Source organism: Pseudoalteromonas sp. SG45-5 (assembly GCF_014164085.1).
GTDB classification, from domain to species: domain Bacteria; phylum Pseudomonadota; class Gammaproteobacteria; order Enterobacterales; family Alteromonadaceae; genus Pseudoalteromonas; species Pseudoalteromonas aliena.
Genome location: NZ_JACJEM010000006.1, coordinates 1 through 17,719, shown reverse-complemented (window position 1 = coordinate 17,719; position 17,719 = coordinate 1). Strand labels below are relative to the sequence as shown.

Below are 17,719 nucleotides of genomic sequence, written 5' to 3'. Positions count from 1 at the left end.
AATTAGCGTGTACGTTAGTTAATCTGTAATAATTAAAAAGCCAGCTAAGCTGGCTTTTTTATGCGTACTAACTTTTAGCTAAATACGACGGTTTTATTGCCATTAATAAATAGTTTATGTTCAGAGGCTAATTGTAGCGCTTTACAAAAAACGGTTTTTTCGACGTCTTTACCTATTTTAGCCATCATTTCTGCGGTGTTAGCATGTGTAACATGGGTAACGTCTTGCAAAATAATAGGCCCTTCATCAAGCTCATTATTTACAAAGTGGGCCGTTGCACCAATAATTTTTACACCACGTTCAAATGCTTGGTGGTAAGGTTTAGCACCAATAAATGCAGGTAAAAACGAGTGATGAATATTAATGATTTTACCATCAAATCGACCCACAAATTCAGGGCTTAAAATACGCATGTATTTGGCAAGACCAATAATGTCAGGGTTGTAGCTGGCAATTAAATCAGCTACTTTTTTATCGTGCTCGCTGCGAGTGAGTCCTTCATGCGATATAACATGAAACGGCACGTTAAACCCTTTTACGAGCGGTTCTAAATCAGCGTAGTTAGCAATGACGGCGAGTACTTCAATATTAAGTGTTTGCTCAAACTGCTTTAATAACATGCCACCTAAACAATGTGCTTCTTTGGTGGCAAGTAATACCACTTTAGTTTTTGCATCATTGTGCAGTGCAAGTTTAGCGCCTTGAGGTAATAGCGAACGTAGCTGCTCTAAAAAGTCACTTTGCGGCTCACCTGTAAGCTCTGTACGCATAAAAAATCGTTGTGCGTCTTTATCTACAAATTCGTTATTGCGTGTAATATTTAAATTATTTTTATGACAAAGTCCTGTGATTTTAGCGATTAAGCCTACATCATCAGCACATTGGGTGGTTAATATATAGCTCATTTTCCTCATTCTTACCCAGTGATTAATATTTCATTATTTGTGTTTTAGCGTATAAAGCAAGGGCTTTGTGCACTAATACAGTATTAATCATGTTGTTGAGTATAAAAGAGGTAATAAAGTTAATTGGGGCATAAAAAAATGCCACCTTATTTACAAGGTGGCAATTATTAATAACGTCTAATTAGGCTTTCGGTTCGCCAGATAGATTTTCTTCTTGTCTGAGGTAACCTGCAGCTTCTTCGTCATCTTTCGTGATAGCTTGCTGAGTTGGCATAGCGCGGGTTTGTTGATTTAATTGATGTATTTGTGACGCGTTCCCTAAATCACGCTCACTGGTAATTGACGCAATAGACTCGCGGTCTTTTAAGAATGCAATAACATCTTTTTTGATTGCTTGTAATTGCCCTTCGTCTTTATGCATTTCCATAATATGGCGAGGATGCTCAAGGTTTTTCATCCCTGTTGCAGCAAACGTTGTCGAAATAACACGAGAAACAATAATCCAAGGCGTTATGCTGCTGCGTACTAAGGTGTTTTCTGAGCGGGTACTATCGTGAATACCAGTACCCGTTGATATTTTAGACTCGGTGAATGTACCTTCACATTTAAAATACACAAGTAGCGATTCAAATTGCATTTCGGCAAAAAATAGATGAGCCGTGTTTGTTAGTAATTGCGCGAATGCTTTAATAAGCATACCAATTAACAATAAGTGAAAGCTTGTCATTAATAGCTCACTAAATTGAATAATATGTTGGTTATTAAATGCTTGTTTAAAGCTACTGATATTCGCAGCGTCAATGTACTGATAAACATTAATAAATGAATACGCTAAAAATACAGTAAACACCAATGCAATAATATAAAGTAAGTTGCCACTTACTAGAGCAAGTAATCTCGCCAGAGTGAAGTTTTTACCTAAATCCGTAGAGTAAAGTTTAGGCTGAATTTCTTGGATCATTTCACCTTTAAAGCCACCTTTACCTTCTATTTGCTCTTGCAACTTAGGGTCTAATTCTCGATAAACTCTGTTTGGTACTTCTTTATAACGACGATTAGCCATAACCAAGTTATCAAGGTTTATAAAAATCTCGTCAGGATGAACAGACTCTTGCCAGTTTTCGCGCAGCTCAGATACTTCAGCAGACGGCGTAACTGAATTTAAACGTGCTTTAATCATGATAAAAACAAGGGCGCAGCTTAATGTAGCTAAAACAATAATGGCAATTAAATACATTCCAGCATGAAGGCTTGGTAATTGTTCAAGCCAGTTATCTATTTGTTGCTTACTAATACGCTGCTCTTTCATTAGCCACGACATAGAAAGGCCAATAGCGATTGGTAAAATAAAAGATAAAGAAATAATTTTTGCGAGTGCACCAGTACCCAAAGCTTCAATGTTCTTTTCAGCATCGCGAGAAATAGGTTTGCCAGAAGAGCGCCATGAAAAAAGTACATAAAACATCAATATGGCACTGTAAACAGGAAATGCTAATTCGCCAGCTTCACCGGTAAAACCAGATAAAGAAACAAACGCCACAAGTCCGTATGCAATAAGTGCAACAAAGGTGCTGACCCACGAGCCAAATAAACGCTGGGCAACATTACGAATAGGGTAAGGTAAAAATAATAGCTTAGGTATTAAGCTGTGAAGTAAACGAGACAAAAATCCATTCGGCTCTTTAAATGTACTATTTTTACGACCAGCAAGCATTTCTTCGAGTGACTGTGCGGTATACGCAACGTCTTTTTGTTCTTCTTGGGCGGTCGATGTTTGTGATTTACTATAATTGTAAGCCAGTGATGTGGGGTGATTTCTGCCTACAAAATACTTAAGCGTTGCATAAATCCCAGATGATAGGGAGCGAATGCCCAGTGCTAAAATAAGCATGCCAAATATCATTAAAATCCAACCTGCGGTTGTATCTTCTTTTACAGAACCTGCTGCAATAACGAGTAAGCTAATACCGGCTACAGATTCGATAAGCCCTCTAGCTGCGGTTATTTTACCTTCAAGTTTGAAGGGGTTTTTTAGTCCAAGATCAATCGATCCATAATCAAAAGCCATTGAATGCTCCTTTTAAATAGCGTGTATGGGTGTAAATAAGCTTACTGGGTGAACTTGCTTTGCCGAACTTTTATAGTATATCAATAACCTGCAGGTTATAAGTCTTTTAAAGGTCGGTTTTATCATCTTCCTTATTTATGCTTTTAAATTTAATTTATGAATTATGAGACTAAGGTCTAAATAGCAAATATATCAATACGGCTATACAACAACTACACTGCGTGCAAATAAATTTGGGCGTATTTATCTTTACTTATCAGCAATATTTATATTTTAAAGTCACTATTACAGCTTAAGTAACTATACTTTTATAACTATTAGGCTTTTAGAAAAGCTGATGAGCTTATTCAGCCATTGTTTAAATTGGCCGTCGTTATGTTTTGGAGAAGTTATGAGTAATTTAAGCTTAAAAAACAAATTAATACTACTTGCTATCGTACCGCTTATGCTGCTGTTAATTAGCTTAATGCTGAGCTCTTACTACTTAGAGTCTAAAAATCAGCAGCAAAATTTTGATTCGTTTAAAGTTAAGCTTATTGAAGATAAAAAAAATCTATTAAAAACTGAGGTTGAAATTGCCAGTAAAATTGTCAACTATCAGTTATCACAAGGTACTGAGCAGGATGCTAAAAAGGCATTACGAGATATCACATTTGGGCAAGGTGGCTATTTTTTTATTTACGACACTGATGGCGTTAGTGTATTTCATGCGTTACTTGGCAGTGCTATTGAAGGGCAAAATAAAATAGCAATGACAGATCCAAATGGCAAAAAAATTATTGTTGGTTTGCTCGAGCAAGCAAATAAAGGAGGTGGTGCATTCAATTACCACTTTCAAAAACCAAACACCACTGGCTTGGTGGAAAAAATGGGTTATGCCGATATGATACCAAATACCAATTGGATGATTGGTACAGGTGCCTACATGGATGATATAGACGCTGAATTAGAAAAATACCAAACGGCAATGCAAACGCATATAAATGACAAGATAAAAACCTTATTATTAATTGCATTATTTTGGGTGGTATTAACGGTTGTGTGCGCACTTATTGCGGCAAACACTATGATTAAGCCAATCGAAAGTATGGTGCAAAATCTTGATGATATAGCTAAAGGCGAAGGCGATTTAACCAAGCGTTTAGAGGTGCAAACACATGATGAAATTGGTCTGTTGGGTGAAGCGTTTAATGTATTTGTGAGTAAGCTGCATGGTATTATTGCAAACGTTGTGGATGTAACGCACGATGTTAAAACAGCCTCTGGCGATATTAATACGCAAACCCAGTTAATTGAAAGCAAACTACTTAATCATAATCATGAAACAGATCAAGTGGCGACAGCTATTACAGAAATGTCGGCAACATCACATGAGGTAGCACAAAATACCACTCAAGTTGCCCAATCAACTCAAGCTGCAACCCAAGAAGTGGCAAAAGCACAAGAATGCGTTGATATTTCGCTTAGTGAGGTATCAACATTAATGAGTGAAATAAATACAGCCGCTCAGCAGGTGGACTCACTAAGCGAACAATCTAAAAAAATTAATAGTGTATTGAGTGTAATAGGCTCAATTGCAGAGCAAACTAACTTGTTAGCACTTAATGCAGCTATTGAAGCAGCTCGTGCAGGCGAACAAGGCCGAGGCTTTGCCGTCGTAGCAGATGAAGTGAGAAGCTTAGCAAGTCGTACACAAGCAAGTACCTTAGAAATTAGTGAAATGCTTAGCGAATTACATAATTTAGTAACGGCTGCGGTTAATGGAATGCAAGCAAGCCAACAGAGCTGTAATCGTTCGGTTGAATCATCTCGGGCTATTTCAGACAGTTTAGCTGCAGTGACCATCTCGGTAACTACAATTAATGATATGAGTACACAAATTGCGACAGCTGCTACACAGCAAAGCAGTGTAACAGAAGAGATAAATCGTAATGTATCTGCCATTCAAGAAATAGTGAATGAGCTTACACTATCGAGCAAAACAACCTCTTCAATAAGTGAGCATTTAGCTGGACGCGGTGAAAATTTAGAAAGTTTAGTTGGACAATTTAAAATTTAACGCTTTTTGTATATCCGTGTTTTTACTTTAGCCGTAACAGAAAATGTTACGGCTTTTATTTGCTCTATTAGTCATGGGCAGTATCTTGTTTATGACGTATTAATTTCACCTTGAATCCCCCGTTTTTGTTACTTTTTAGTACTATAACTTTTGAGAATATAAGCCATTATTCTGCTTTTTTATAAATTTAAAATAAACATTAGTGCTCTTGAATTTTTACACATACAATGCGCAAAAATTAGGTGCCAACTTTTATCAATCGCATCAAATATATAAGACATGTAGCTCGCTAAAATGCTCAACATTTTAATGAACTGGTATTACGCCCGTAAATTTAATCAGCATTTATTTACAGCTAAGGTACACTCTTTACATAACATAATGATTTTTTAAGGCTTTAACATGATTGAGTATCCGGTAGACCAGCTTCCACAACTCATTAATGATTTGTTGCAGTGTGATACAACAGAGCGCAAAAATAAATTATTGGCTGATGCCCAGCTAACGCTTTCGACCGAGCATTTATCTTTGCTTTTTGAAGCAATTCCAAAAGAACAGCGCCTTGAAATTTGGCAATTATTAGATGAAGACACACAACACGAAATTTTTGTTAACTTAAGTGAAGACAGCTGTTTATGGTTACTGCAAACACTTGATGATAGTTACGCATTTAAGCTCCTTGATGAAGTGAATGTAGAAGAGCTACTTGAGCTTGAAGAAGTTATTCCTGAACGCTTTGTTGAATACGCTAAAAGGCAACTCGATGAAGCTCAAACTAAGCAGTATGATTTGGCGCAGCAATACCCGCCAGAGCAATTGGGTCACTGGTTGGGTTTTGACTTTTTAAAAGTGTCAGAAAAGTTAACTGCAGGGGGGGCTAAAAAGCTGCTACATAAAGGCTTACCACAGTACAGCGAAGTTATTTATTTAGTAAGCCGTAAAGGCAGTTTAATAGGCGAAGTAGCGGTTAATGATTTAATTAAAGCAAATGATGGCGACAACCTAATGGCACTGGCAAATCATGACTTTTCATCGTTACATGCCGATGATGACTTATATGAAGCGGCAGAAGTGGTGATCCACAGTGAAAAAATGGCACTGCCGGTAGTTAATGCCGACAATAAATTGCTCGGGCGATTAACCATTGCCTCGGCGTATGAGTTACGCCAAGAAATAGCCGACGAAGCGGCGGCAAAAGCCGGTGGTCTTCGCGAGGACGAAGATTTGTTTGCCAGCGTACGAAAAAGTGCTAAAAACCGAGGTATTTGGTTAGGTATCAACTTAGCAACTGCATTTTTAGCATCGTGGTTTATTGGTTTATTTGGCGCAACAATCGAGCAAGTTGTTGCGCTAGCTGTGTTAATGCCTGTGGTGGCTTCGATGGGAGGGATTGCAGGTAGCCAAACATTGACCGTTATTGTGCGCGGCTTAGCACTGGGTCAGGTTACCGACTCCAACCGCAAAGCGTTACTTAAAAAAGAGCTGCGAGTGGGGGCTGTAAACGGATTGGTATGGGCATTTGTTATTGGCGCACTTACTTATTTATGGTTTAGCGATATTATGCTCAGTATTACGATTACGGTCGCAATATTATTAAACCTAGTTGCAGCGTCGCTAGCGGGTGTTGTTATTCCGTCTATTTTAGACAAAATGAAAATAGATCCTGCGTTATCTGGCTCGGTTATATTAACGACCGTGACCGATATTGTTGGATTTGTTACCTTTTTAGGTTTAGGTAGTTTATTACTGCTATAACCTTTTTTACAGGAAACTATAATGACCTTTGAAGTCATGATTTGGTGTGCAATAGCGCTGTGTATTTCACAGTCGGCTATATTTTCAGGCTTAAACTTAGCGTTTTTTTCGTTAAGTAGATTGCAGCTTGAAATGGAAAGTACAAAAGGCAATGCGGCAGCAATTAAAGTGATGGCGCTGCGAAACGATTCAAACTTTTTATTATCGACTATTTTATGGGGTAACGTGGGTATTAACGTACTGCTTACGCTACTGTCTGACTCGGTATTAATGGGGGCAAGTTCGTTTTTATTCTCAACAATAGCCATCACCATTATTGGTGAAATAACACCACAAGCTTACTTTTCGCGTAATGCACTTAAAATGGCGAGCTTGCTTTCGCCACTTATTAAATTTTATCAAATATTATTTTATGTTGTGGCAAAACCAACGGCTTTAATTTTGGATGCATGGCTGGGTAAAGAGGGTATTACCTACTTTGCTGAAAGCGAGCTTAGAGGCATTATTCGTAAACATATTGAAGCAGAAGAGGCCGATGTTCAGCATGTTGAGGGCATAGGCGCACTTAACTTTTTTAGTTTAGATGAAATAAGTGTCACTAAAGAAGGGGAAGTGATTGATCCCGACTCCATCATAGCGTTGCCAACAAAGCTGGATTTACCAATATTTCCTGAGCTTACATTAACGGCCGATAACGAGTTTTTACGTAAATTACATAAATCGGGTTACAACTGGGTGATAATCACCAATGAAGATGGTTGGCCTTTATTGGTTGTTGATGCGGATGGTTTTTTACGTTCAGCCTTGTTTGAACCAGATACGTTCGACCCGTATCATTACTGCCATAGACCTATTATTGTTGCCGACGAAACAATGCGTTTAAGTGAAGTGATTTTAAAAATACGCGCCAACCATTCACTCGATAAGTCGTTTGATGGTGCCATTGATCACGACGTTGTATTAGTGTGGAGCGATGAAAAACGGATTATCACTGGCGCTGATATATTTGGCCGATTACTCAAAGGAATGAGTGCACCTAAACTCGCCGCAAGCGATGTGGTTGAACCTACAAAACAGAGTTAGCGAACGTAAAACTAATTAACCTGAATTCTGGATAATAAATCTATCTCGAGCAGCTATTTTCAGCGCTAACTGCGTTGAATTTACTTGCAATCGGCCCGCTATTGACGCGTAAATTCGCCTTGTTTTCATTGAAAATCTCTTAACCAGAGCTCAGGTTAAGTAACTAAAGAGCTAAACATCTATGTATTATATAAGTGTTTATATAATACATAGTTTGTTTCGCCCCTCAGATTTAGCTCTGTATAGAGCGGTATCCGCTGCACAAATTAATGCTTCCGATGTTCTGTACTGCACGCCGTATTCGCATGCGAGCCCTTGGCTCACGCTTATTTTTACGTTAGCGGGCAAACCTATGTCTCTAAAGTTAATGTTGAGTATTTTTTCTTGAATACGTTTCGCAATCATTTCGGCATTTGAAATGTGAGCGCGAGGAAGTACAACAGCAAACTCCTCTCCACCATAGCGGGCAACTAAGCACTCATTTGATGGTAAACAGTTTTCAATTGTTCTTGCGACTATCTGCAAACATTTATCGCCTTTTACATGACCAAAGCTATCATTAAATTGTTTGAAAAAATCAATATCTATTAATATAAAGCTCAAAGGCTGCTTATTAGTTAAGCACTCTTGCCAGTTTTTAATCATTGTTTTTTCAAGAGTACAGCGATTAGCCACCCCCGTTAAATGATCGAGCTTAGCTAACGCTTCAAGTTCTTTGTATTTTTTTACGTGTTTGGAAATGTCGTGCATGATGCAAATAAACAAAGGGGTATTGCCAGTAATGGCTGTTGGTAGGCAGGAGATTGAAAGCTCTACATCTAAAAAGTTTCCATTTGCTTTAATTACTTTTACTTCTTTTGGGCCATGATTAAGTGGCGTTTGGTAGTTGTTGTTCCAACTGTTAAACATATACTCATAATCGTCGCGATATTGTTCTTGTAAAAAGTATTGCCACTTTTTGCCTATTAGGGAGTCAGCGGGTACATTAAAATATTTAGCAGCAATTGGGTTTACCGATTCAAAAACACCTTGTGCGTTAACAATAAAAATAGCATCGGCCATAACATTGGTGACATTAATAATGGCGCTTATTTTTTCATTGTTAAATGTATTAGAAATGCGATTCATTAATGCCGACACACCTGAGTCTGCATTTTGTTTGCTATGGTTTTCATTATTATTAGACATTGTGCTTGCTCATTTTTATTTTAATGAAATTTGATGTCTAGTAGTTTATTGAATTTAAGTGTTTTAAACCTTTCGGTAATCTTCTTATTTAACTGATTGATTTTATTTTTATTTTTTAGCGGTGCCTTTACTCAGTTTTCATAATATTTAAAAGAGTGATTTGCAAAAAAGTGGTTAGCTTATAAAAAACTGCACAGGAATAAATCAGGCCTGTGCAATTTAAAAATCAATGATTAAACGTTGTTAATTAGTTTTCTTCTTCATTGATAACTTGAGGATCGGCGCTTAAGCCTAGCTCACTTAGATCAAAGCTTGCTTGTTTTATTGTGGGTTCTTGCGTTAATTGTTGCACTAGCTGCTGAATATTATTAGTGGCTGTGATTACAACAACAATATCGCCTACGCGGTGTTTTAGCTGTAAGTTATAACGGGTTGCCAGTTGGCTAAAGTCGGCTTGCGTTGTTAATTGCAGTAACACTTCGCCGGTGAGCTTTAGGCCATTACCGCTTTGGCTATCAGTTATAATATCTCCAAGCTGTAAGCTATTTGCGTTATTGGCTTGACTAGTTAAGCTGGCGATAATTGCAGCGCCTGGTTTTACAGCTGTGTTTTTAGTTTGTGCTTGCGCCAATGAAAGAGTACTTACAATAAAAGTGAGTACTAAAATAACTGTATTTGTTTTCATAAAAATTCCTTTATTAGTGGCCGTAAAAACGCAAAGACCAAGATAACACAGTGCCATCTACACTATTATTAGTGTCGTTCATGCTGAGTAAGCCTGCTTGCTCATTGTAAAGTAGGGTTTGGCTAGTGCCATTGTCGGTATCAATTAAGCGAATTTGCCATTGTCCAGCCGCCGATTCGCCATAAAAATGTTGGCTCAATAATAGAGCGTTTTGTACGGGGATACCGGTTGCATTTATTAACCCTGTGCGTGGGCTTAATAGCACACTGCGAGTTCCTGATGGTGAAATAAGCTCAACGGCTAGGTCACGCATACGGGTATGATCAATCGATAGCTTTAACTGTACAGCTTCAATGGTTAGATTATCAGTGATTGCTAGCGTATCTTGCACACCGTTTACGTTAGCATCGGGTATTGTTAGCTCTGTGTTAGCGGTATGCCAATCAGATACCTGTAATGTGGGTAATAACGCAGTAGTTTGTTGAGCCATTGCAACAGCAGCGTCAACATCAATTGCGCCTAAGCCATAAAAGGGATGAACGTTGTATCCTGCCGCATTTTGTTGCCAACCAGGAATGGCGTTGTAGCTGACTACATCACCATTTGCATCTGTAAAATTAATATCAACACCTGCATTGTTACCATCGAGTTTACGTGCTGTAGTGGCGAGGGTATGTTTAATGGTTCTGGCATCAAGTTGCGGGTTAGCCGACATAACAAGCGCTATTACGCCCGATGTATTGGCTGCTGCCGCAGAAGTGCCATACATGGCAGCGGTAGCATCGCAGTGGCTATCTAATCCGGTGTTTTGCAGGAGGATATCTATTGTGCTGTTAATGGTATTAAACCCGGCAGCGCAGCCACTCATATCTGTGGTAACAATACCTGCTTGGCTTTGAGCGTTTTCACCACCGGGTGCGGTTAAAAATACATTAGCGCCAACAGAAGAATACGATGCTAATTTACCGTTTGCGTTGTAGGCCGACACCAGCATATTCCAAAAACTAGCGTTATCGGTACTTAAATTAGCGTTATGAAATGGCAAGCCCGCGTTATTAAATGGTTGTTGCTGCTCATACGGAAATACTTGAAATGGCGTATCGCCAAAAAAAGTAGTGTATTGGTAAAACGCGTTACCCGCTGACTTTACAAATAATGCACCTAAGCCGTTGTTACTGTTTAAGCTTACTTGCTGCATTACGCGCTCTTTTAATTGCAGGCTAAGAGTGTGCTCATCTGCATCAACGTTTTTAAATAATGCTGGTTTACTGCTGTAGCTTTGATTGTAAACGCGAGAGTTTGCAGAGCCCGTTAATGGCATACCATGCGATTGTAGCCAATTACTCATTGTTTGCGCATCAAGGTAATTAAACCCAACAAGGTCTGCATTAGGTGCAACACCACGACCGCCAATATTATTATTTGCTTGTGCGGCGATAATACCAGCCACTGCCGTACCATGACCGGTGTTATCGGTTGGTGTTGCAGTGCCGGTTAACAAATTAAGTGAGCCTGTAGCGACATTGTTGACTAAATCAGGGTGACTAAGTTCGATCCCGCTGTCTATTACAGTAACAGTAACGCCATCCCCTTTAATACCTTGCATATCAGTATTGAGTAAATTTAAATCTTCGCCAGCAACCGTGTTTGTAGTAAGACCATTGTGGCCGATGTTATTTAAATGCCATTGGTAAGGTGTAAGAGGGTCGCTATTGGTTAAGTGATCCGCAGCGAGGCTGCTAAATGCACCAAGTAGGCAGCAACTTAGCAGGGTTTTTTTAATATACATAAATAATACAATCCTTATTTTTATGTTTTTGATATATAAATCAATTTGTTATTAGATTGTTTCGTATATTAAATTATTAAGCAATTGAAAGTTGAGGTTTTTATTATAGATTAGTAATAAGGGATGGTTATTAATAATGCTGCTTGGTATGTGTTAGCGTTAAAGTGTTTGGCTTGTAAAAATTACACAGGAATAAACCAGCCCTGTGCAATTTAGAAATTAATTTTTGTCTTTATTTTCAATTTGAGGATCGGCGCTTTTATAGGCTATGCCATTGCATTCAACATTAAATACTAAACAGGCAGTGCCAGGGTTTTCATCGGTATCGATAATAGTAATTGTGCGGCCGTTATCGCTTACTTCATAGCTGAAGTCTTGAGCGCAAGGTGTTTCTTTATCGACATCAGTAATAGTAGCGCCAGTAAATAAAAAGCCCTTAGCAAACGTGGCTTCATCTAAACTATAAATGCCCGCGGTTTCGGTTCTTACAACTCCGCCGCCAGTCACTTCTTTGCCATTTATAGAGTATGTAAAGTTAGCTTCGCCGTCATTGTCTAGTACAATCTTAACTGTAAAGTGAATTTGTTCTTGAGTGTTATTCATATTATTTCCTTTTTTATTCATAGTCATAATGTAAAATTAGTAATGCCTAGTTTTACTAGGCTTGCTTTTGTCTTGGGCATTTCGTTTGCACGGTTCAAGCAAGTGTATGCTTGCATTAGTGGGTGCGTTACATGAATGCTTTGGTTTATTTTTACTGTTTGAATGATCGCATTAAGTGCATTTAAGCAGAGTTGCTCTTGCTGTAATTTATTTTCAGTTAATTTAGCTTCAAGTAAATTTTTGTTTGTAAAGTCTACATTATCATCACTCTTTGCTTTATTCGTTATGTACCGTTGATAGTTTACATCGTTCTCAAGTGCTTTTAATAGCTCATGGGCTTTTTGTGGTAACTGCCTATCAATAAAGTACTGTATAAGACTTAATTGTGTATTGATTGCAAAGTTATTTTTAAAGTCCTGCATTTTCATAAAATTGATAATGTCTTTAACTCGGTTATCAATCTTTTTGTCTCCTGAAAGAGTTAGTTGGTGGACTAAAAAGCGATAATAATAGCGTTGAATTTCTTTACTTTTTGGATCTTGCAATCGCGCGTTATTAATTGTGTTAGTAGCTTGTTGCGCTTTTTTGTAGGCAGGTTGTCTATTTGGTAAATAGCTTAAGAGGTAGCTTTGTTGAATATATGTATAAGCTAAACTGCTTGCTAAACTTGCATCAGCGGGGTATTCAATTAATAAACTTTTTAACTCATTAGATGCATTTGCATACATGGTTAATGCTGCGTTAAAATTACCCAATCTTTCTTCTGTTTTTGCCAGCCAGCTGATGGTATCGGCTTTATCGCGTAATAAGTTTTTATTATTGGGTTTAAGCTCAAGCGCTTTATTTTTAAGGGCAAGCGACTCTGTAAAGCGTTGTTTCGCGCCAGTGTAGTTAAATTGCTTTAAATACAAAGACCCCAGCGAATTATGTGAATACGATAACTCCATAATCGAGTTAAAATCATTCGGTGCTAATGAATACATGATTTCACTGTAAGAGTGGTACTTTTTAAATAATGGCTCAGTGGCAGCGTAATCACTTTTATCATAACTAAGTTGGCCTAACCAAAATGCATTGGCACCGGCGAGGGTGAGTAGCTCTAAGTTGTTTGGCTGAATTTTTAATAATGCCTCAAGGCGAATGCGGGCGTTTTCAAAGGCAGTGAAGGCCTCAATGGTTTTACCCCGTGAATAAGCCACTTCACCCATTGCCTCAAGGGTTTGTGCGTATTGAAAGCGACTTTTAAACTCGGCTTGTTGACTGTTAAAGTTAAATAGCGAGCTTGGCTCCTCAACTTGATTGGTAAAATACTCAAGTGCTTTATTACTAATGCCATCAAGTAAGTCCATACGCTTTACGCTGCGTAATTTGTCGGCAAAATCGCCGACCATAAAACCGAGCAAGCTTTCGGCTTCAAGTCGCTTTTGCTGCGCCTGCTGTTGCGCTTTAAAACTGCTAAAGCTCATTAATAGTGCGGTAAATGTGAGTAAACAGAGTAAAAATATTGTGCCACGTTTTATGTTTGTTTTAGTTTTAGTGCTTTTAATGGAGCTTTTAATGAGTGCATGTTCGTTATCGTCAAGCTTGAATACGTTACCGTCGAGTAGTGAAATAACTTCTTGCAGTGGTTTACCTGGCGCTAACAGGTAAGCGGCACTTTTGTGCTCGGCTAACCAGTGCTGAGTTTGATTTTGTAAGCGGCTTTTAACGCCAAGGGCCTCTTTATGTTCACTGATCCAGTTTTTTGCACGTGGCCATTGGCGTAATAACGCCTCGTGGGCAAGGCTAAAACAGGCTTCGCCATTTTGTAAGTGCGATACAAATAAACGGCTTTCTACCATGGCCTGCACAAATTCTTTTTGGCTTTTATTATTTAATGTTTGCCAACGTGCTGCGCGGCTAGTAATGGTTTTACCATCTGGGTTTAGCGTTACTAATTGCGATAACACGCTTTTTAGTTGCTGTTGTTGCGCTTGAGAAAGCCCTATAAATATCTCTTCGGCTTTTTTACCAATGGCACCCTCAATACCACCGAGTTTTTCATACACACTGTGTAACAACTCATTATTATCACTGCGCTGTAAATACAGCTCTTGCAGTGTGTATTGCAGCATGGGCAGTGCATCTGGATTATTGGCGGTATCGGCGCAAAGTATTTCATCCAGCGGGGTTTTGGTGTGTGGGTCTTGCGAAAACGTTAAATTAGCGGTTAAGGCTGGCAAGCGAATAATTTGTTGTAGTTCATGGCGATTTGGTGGTGTTAAATCGTAATGCGCACCATGAGCTTTGCCCGCCATAAAGCTGGGTTGTTCAACCACTAAAGGGTAAAAATCGTTACGACAGGCACTAAATACAATCACCGCTTTAGAGGTCGCTAAACGCTCAATAACAGATAAAAAATGACTTCGGGTGTCGTTACTAAATAGCGGCGAGGAGAGTAGTACTTCCAAACGGTCTATAAACAAAAACAATTGCGGTGTTTTAAGTTGCGTAGCGGCTTTGCTTAGTGCAGCTTGTATGGCGTTAATTACGTCATCGATTGCGAATTGTAGTTGCTCTGCCAGTGTTTGTGCGCTTAATCCTTCAAATACGGGGTGAGTGTTTATATCCCAATCGAGTAGAGCACAGGCTAAATCTAAAAAAAGCCTATTTTGATGTACATCTGCAAAGTCGAGCTGGGTGTAGGAAACAACCCCAATGCCGTTATAGCCTCGCTCATCAAGTAGTTTTGGTAAAATACCGGCATTCACAAGTGATGATTTACCTGTACCGCTTGGGCCGAGTATTAAACAAAAAGCGCGACCAAAGTTAATTTGGCTCGATACTCTATCGAGTAACGTTTCTATGGATTGATTGCGGCCAAAAAATAAATGTGTATCGCTTGGGTTATAAGCGCTTAATCCTAAAAAGGGAGAGCCACCTTGCCAAGTTTTATTAGCGCTTGGTATGTCATCGGTGAGTGGAAAATCAAGTTTTGCAATAACGCGATAACCACGTTTACGGATAGTTTCTATGTAATGAGGCTCACTGGCTTTATCGCCGAGTGCTTTTCTGAGTTGAGTAATGGTTTTATGGAGTGGGTTATCGCCAACGTCGATATTTTTCCAGCAATGATCAAGTAACTCATCACTTGTAACGATATCACCTTGTTGCTGACAAAGTCGTAGCAGCACATCCATTGCTTTTGGCTCAAGTTGCTTTGTTTTACCTAGTCGCTGAATAGAGTTGGCTAAGGGCGTTATCTGCCACTCGCCTAAGTAAAATGGACTACGATTCATAATTACTCATTATTATATGGTGAAACTAAATGGTGTCGGTTTGTACTACTTAACTCCTATATAATAAACAAAAAAATAAATAATGTATGCAATTTATAAAGCGTGTGACGATAAAATATAAAGCTAACGGGTAAGTTAGCCTTTAAAGATTATAAAAGTGATAGTGCGTTAAAAATCACTTTTATTTATTGTGATTACGCGCTGCGGAAACGGAATTTCTATATTAGCGCTATTAATCGCTTTATAAACTCCGCCATTAATAGCGAGTTTAGTTTCAATAATTTTAGTTGTTGGCACCCAATAGCGATAACTAATGGTAACGCCACTGTCTGCAAAACGTTCAATACCGACTTGAGAGTCAGGATTTTTAGCGACTAACTCATTTGCATTTAAAACATTTTCAATGAGATTAATTGCGGTGTCGGAGCACGCGTTATACGCAATGTCGATTTCACCTTTTACTAATGAATAGCTAAACGAGTTATGCAGTATTTCGCCTACAATGTGTTTATTTGGAATGGTAATTTCTACTTTTTCTTCGTTAATTAAAATGGTGTAACCCAGTTCAATGGTTTTAACTTGGCCGCTTACATTTTTAACTTCAATTGTGTCGCCCACTACAAAGGGGCGTGTGGCAATAATTGCAAGCCCAGCACCATAGTTAGATAACATCCCTTGCAGCGCCAAACCAGCCCCTAAAGATGCAGCACCAATAGCCGCTACAAAGGGAGTAACACTTATACCGATTTTGCCAAGTGCGATAATTATAACCATCACAATTAACAGTACTTTTACAACGCTACTGACAAAATTGGTGAGGGTGATGTCAACATTGTGACGCGTCATTATGCTTGCAACCACTTTGGCAAGTTTTTGTGCTAACCACAAACCAATCAGTACTATAAAAACAGCGCCAACAATTTGCATACTGTAGGTCACTAAGTATTCGGTAAGCATGGTGTAGTATTTTTCAAACTGCTCTATTTCGGTGCTGATCATAGTGGGCTCTTTACACGGCAATATTATATTTGCCAACTATAGCAAAATGTTAACAAGAAAAGGATACAGCAAGGGAACTATTACAGCGGTTAGTAGTGCACTTAATGCCATTGCGACAGATGAAAAAGCCCCAATTTTTGGGTGCTCTGCAAGTGCTGCAGCGGTGCCTATTGCATGACAAGCGGTTCCCATTGCTACGCCTTGTGCTTCATAATTATATATTCCTATAAATTTTAGCAACATCATGGCAAATAAAGCCCCTAGTAAGCCAATAAAAATAACTAAAGCAGCAGCAAGCGAACTAATGCCCCCCAATGAGTCTGTAACAATAAGAGAAATTGGTGTTGTAACGCTTAGCGCGGCAACCGAGGCGCTCAATTGAACCGAAGCGTCAAATAATAAGCTAAGAACAAACGCCACACAGGTTGCGTTAATAATACCTAAGCTGCATGCAAGCACTATTAATAATAAGTTTTTACGTATATGAATAAACTGTTGATATAAAGGCAGGGCTAAAGCAACAATCGCGGGCTCTAGTAACCAATTTAGTAATTTACTGTGAGAGGCAAACTGCGTGTAAGGTAGATTTAGATTAACTAATAGCAAAGCGATAATAGCAATGCTTAAAAAAACCGGATTAGTGAGTGACTTTAGTACGCTGTGCTTTATGCCCTTATTTATAGCTCTTAACGTTAAAAATAGTGCGATGATAAAAGGCACACTCAACCACCATAAATCGGGTGCTAGCATTTGGGCTTGCTTTGCTTGTTCAATCATTATTTTCTCGACCTTTAAAGTAAGCGATGACACTGCTTATTAAAAGTAACGACGAGAGAGGAATAAAAATAATAATAGACACTAAAAAAGGCCATTGTGATTTTATTAGCCCAAGGTGTTCAATAAAGCCAACACCAGCAGGAATAAAAAATATAGGCATAATGTTTAGAATTGGCGTTGCACAGGGCTTTATGTGCTGCTCTTTTACGAGGCCTGATAAAAGTAAAACTAATAAAATAACCATCGCTAATAATGGGGCGGGGAAGCTTCCGCCCATAATATGCATTATTAACTTAGCAACGGCTAAACATAGTAAAATAATGGCGCTACTAAGCAGAAATTTCATCAAAGTGGCTCGCAGAAAAGATAAGAGCTTAACTTTAACAAATCAAACTCTTTTGTGCATTAGGGCGTGTTGATCTTTGTGGATTGAAATTTGTTCAATCTAGGGGCGATTAAATCGCGGCGCGAGGTTTGTAACCTAGTGGGCTAAGTAAAAACCGAGCAACAAAGAGTTAATCGTCCCTAGA

13 protein-coding genes are annotated in these 17,719 nt (G+C 38.7%); 3 read left to right on the top strand and 10 right to left on the bottom strand.

Translation table 11 applies throughout. The features are described 5' to 3' along the window. Nucleotides 1-74: 74 nt before the first annotated feature. Nucleotides 75-905 (bottom strand): formyltetrahydrofolate deformylase, encoded by an 831-nt coding sequence (gene purU, locus H5119_RS02675; RefSeq protein ID WP_182701113.1) that lies wholly within the window; start codon nucleotides 903-905, stop codon nucleotides 75-77. A gap of 181 nt (nucleotides 906-1,086) precedes the next feature. Then, nucleotides 1,087-2,973 (bottom strand): hypothetical protein, encoded by a 1,887-nt coding sequence (locus H5119_RS02670; protein ID WP_182701112.1) that lies wholly within the window; start codon nucleotides 2,971-2,973, stop codon nucleotides 1,087-1,089. Between the two features lie 391 nt (nucleotides 2,974-3,364). Here H5119_RS02670 and H5119_RS02665 point away from each other — a divergent pair, with 391 nt between their 5' ends. The 3 genes from H5119_RS02665 to H5119_RS02655 all read left to right on the top strand — a co-directional run bounded on the left by H5119_RS02665 (nucleotide 3,365) and on the right by H5119_RS02655 (nucleotide 7,870). Further along, nucleotides 3,365-5,032, top strand: coding sequence for a methyl-accepting chemotaxis protein (locus H5119_RS02665; RefSeq protein WP_182701111.1), 1,668 nt, complete (start codon nucleotides 3,365-3,367; stop codon nucleotides 5,030-5,032). Between the two features lie 402 nt (nucleotides 5,033-5,434). After that, a complete protein-coding gene (locus H5119_RS02660; RefSeq protein WP_182701110.1) occupies nucleotides 5,435-6,787 on the top strand; it encodes a magnesium transporter in 1,353 nt (450 codons plus the stop codon). A 21-nt stretch (nucleotides 6,788-6,808) separates the two neighbouring features. After that, entirely contained in the window at nucleotides 6,809-7,870 is a 1,062-nt protein-coding gene (locus H5119_RS02655; protein ID WP_138586289.1) for a DUF21 domain-containing protein, read from the top strand. A 198-nt stretch (nucleotides 7,871-8,068) separates the two neighbouring features. Here the strand turns inward: H5119_RS02655 and H5119_RS02650 are convergent, their stop codons facing one another. The 8 genes from H5119_RS02650 to H5119_RS02615 form a co-directional block, all read right to left on the bottom strand. Next, complete coding sequence (locus H5119_RS02650; protein WP_182701109.1) at nucleotides 8,069-9,058, bottom strand: sensor domain-containing diguanylate cyclase; 990 nt, start codon at nucleotides 9,056-9,058, stop codon at nucleotides 8,069-8,071. Between the two features lie 247 nt (nucleotides 9,059-9,305). Further along, nucleotides 9,306-9,743, bottom strand: a complete 438-nt coding sequence (locus tag H5119_RS02645; RefSeq protein ID WP_182701108.1) for a hypothetical protein — start codon at nucleotides 9,741-9,743, stop codon at nucleotides 9,306-9,308. Between the two features lie 13 nt (nucleotides 9,744-9,756). After that, nucleotides 9,757-11,532 (bottom strand): S8 family serine peptidase, encoded by a 1,776-nt coding sequence (locus tag H5119_RS02640; RefSeq protein WP_182701107.1) that lies wholly within the window; start codon nucleotides 11,530-11,532, stop codon nucleotides 9,757-9,759. A gap of 219 nt (nucleotides 11,533-11,751) precedes the next feature. After that, on the bottom strand, nucleotides 11,752-12,135 hold the full coding sequence (locus H5119_RS02635) for a DP-EP family protein (protein WP_182701106.1): 384 nt from the start codon (nucleotides 12,133-12,135) through the stop codon (nucleotides 11,752-11,754). 23 nt (nucleotides 12,136-12,158) lie between these two features. After that, a complete protein-coding gene (locus H5119_RS02630; RefSeq protein ID WP_182701105.1) occupies nucleotides 12,159-15,413 on the bottom strand; it encodes a winged helix-turn-helix domain-containing protein in 3,255 nt (1,084 codons plus the stop codon). Between the two features lie 168 nt (nucleotides 15,414-15,581). Continuing rightward, nucleotides 15,582-16,412 carry a mechanosensitive ion channel family protein gene (locus H5119_RS02625; RefSeq protein ID WP_138585361.1) on the bottom strand — a complete coding sequence of 277 codons (831 nt, stop codon included), beginning with the start codon at nucleotides 16,410-16,412 and terminating at the stop codon, nucleotides 15,582-15,584. Nucleotides 16,413-16,448: 36 nt separating this feature from the next. After that, nucleotides 16,449-17,189, bottom strand: a complete 741-nt coding sequence (locus H5119_RS02620; protein ID WP_259399036.1) for an LrgB family protein — start codon at nucleotides 17,187-17,189, stop codon at nucleotides 16,449-16,451. Continuing rightward, nucleotides 17,182-17,535: a CidA/LrgA family protein gene (locus H5119_RS02615; protein ID WP_182701104.1), complete on the bottom strand. Its 354-nt coding sequence runs from the start codon at nucleotides 17,533-17,535 to the stop codon at nucleotides 17,182-17,184. Before H5119_RS02615 ends, H5119_RS02620 begins: the two co-directional genes overlap by 8 nt. Between the last annotated feature and the right edge of the window lie 184 nt (nucleotides 17,536-17,719).

Bases quoted from the DNA above. Each gene is read 5' to 3' on its own strand.
- H5119_RS02630 (WP_182701105.1), bottom strand. From the start codon at position 15,413: ATGAATCGTAGTCCATTTTACTTAGGCGAGTGGCAGATAACGCCCTTA.
- H5119_RS02660 (WP_182701110.1), top strand. From the start codon at position 5,435: ATGATTGAGTATCCGGTAGACCAGCTTCCACAACTCATTAATGATTTG.
- H5119_RS02615 (WP_182701104.1), bottom strand. From the start codon at position 17,535: ATGAAATTTCTGCTTAGTAGCGCCATTATTTTACTATGTTTAGCCGTT.
- H5119_RS02620 (WP_259399036.1), bottom strand. From the start codon at position 17,189: ATGATTGAACAAGCAAAGCAAGCCCAAATGCTAGCACCCGATTTATGG.
- H5119_RS02625 (WP_138585361.1), bottom strand. From the start codon at position 16,412: ATGATCAGCACCGAAATAGAGCAGTTTGAAAAATACTACACCATGCTT.
- H5119_RS02640 (WP_182701107.1), bottom strand. From the start codon at position 11,532: ATGTATATTAAAAAAACCCTGCTAAGTTGCTGCCTACTTGGTGCATTT.
- H5119_RS02665 (WP_182701111.1), top strand. From the start codon at position 3,365: ATGAGTAATTTAAGCTTAAAAAACAAATTAATACTACTTGCTATCGTA.
- H5119_RS02655 (WP_138586289.1), top strand. From the start codon at position 6,809: ATGACCTTTGAAGTCATGATTTGGTGTGCAATAGCGCTGTGTATTTCA.
- H5119_RS02635 (WP_182701106.1), bottom strand. From the start codon at position 12,135: ATGAATAACACTCAAGAACAAATTCACTTTACAGTTAAGATTGTACTA.
- H5119_RS02650 (WP_182701109.1), bottom strand. From the start codon at position 9,058: ATGTCTAATAATAATGAAAACCATAGCAAACAAAATGCAGACTCAGGT.
- H5119_RS02670 (WP_182701112.1), bottom strand. From the start codon at position 2,973: ATGGCTTTTGATTATGGATCGATTGATCTTGGACTAAAAAACCCCTTC.
- H5119_RS02645 (WP_182701108.1), bottom strand. From the start codon at position 9,743: ATGAAAACAAATACAGTTATTTTAGTACTCACTTTTATTGTAAGTACT.
- purU (WP_182701113.1), bottom strand. From the start codon at position 905: ATGAGCTATATATTAACCACCCAATGTGCTGATGATGTAGGCTTAATC.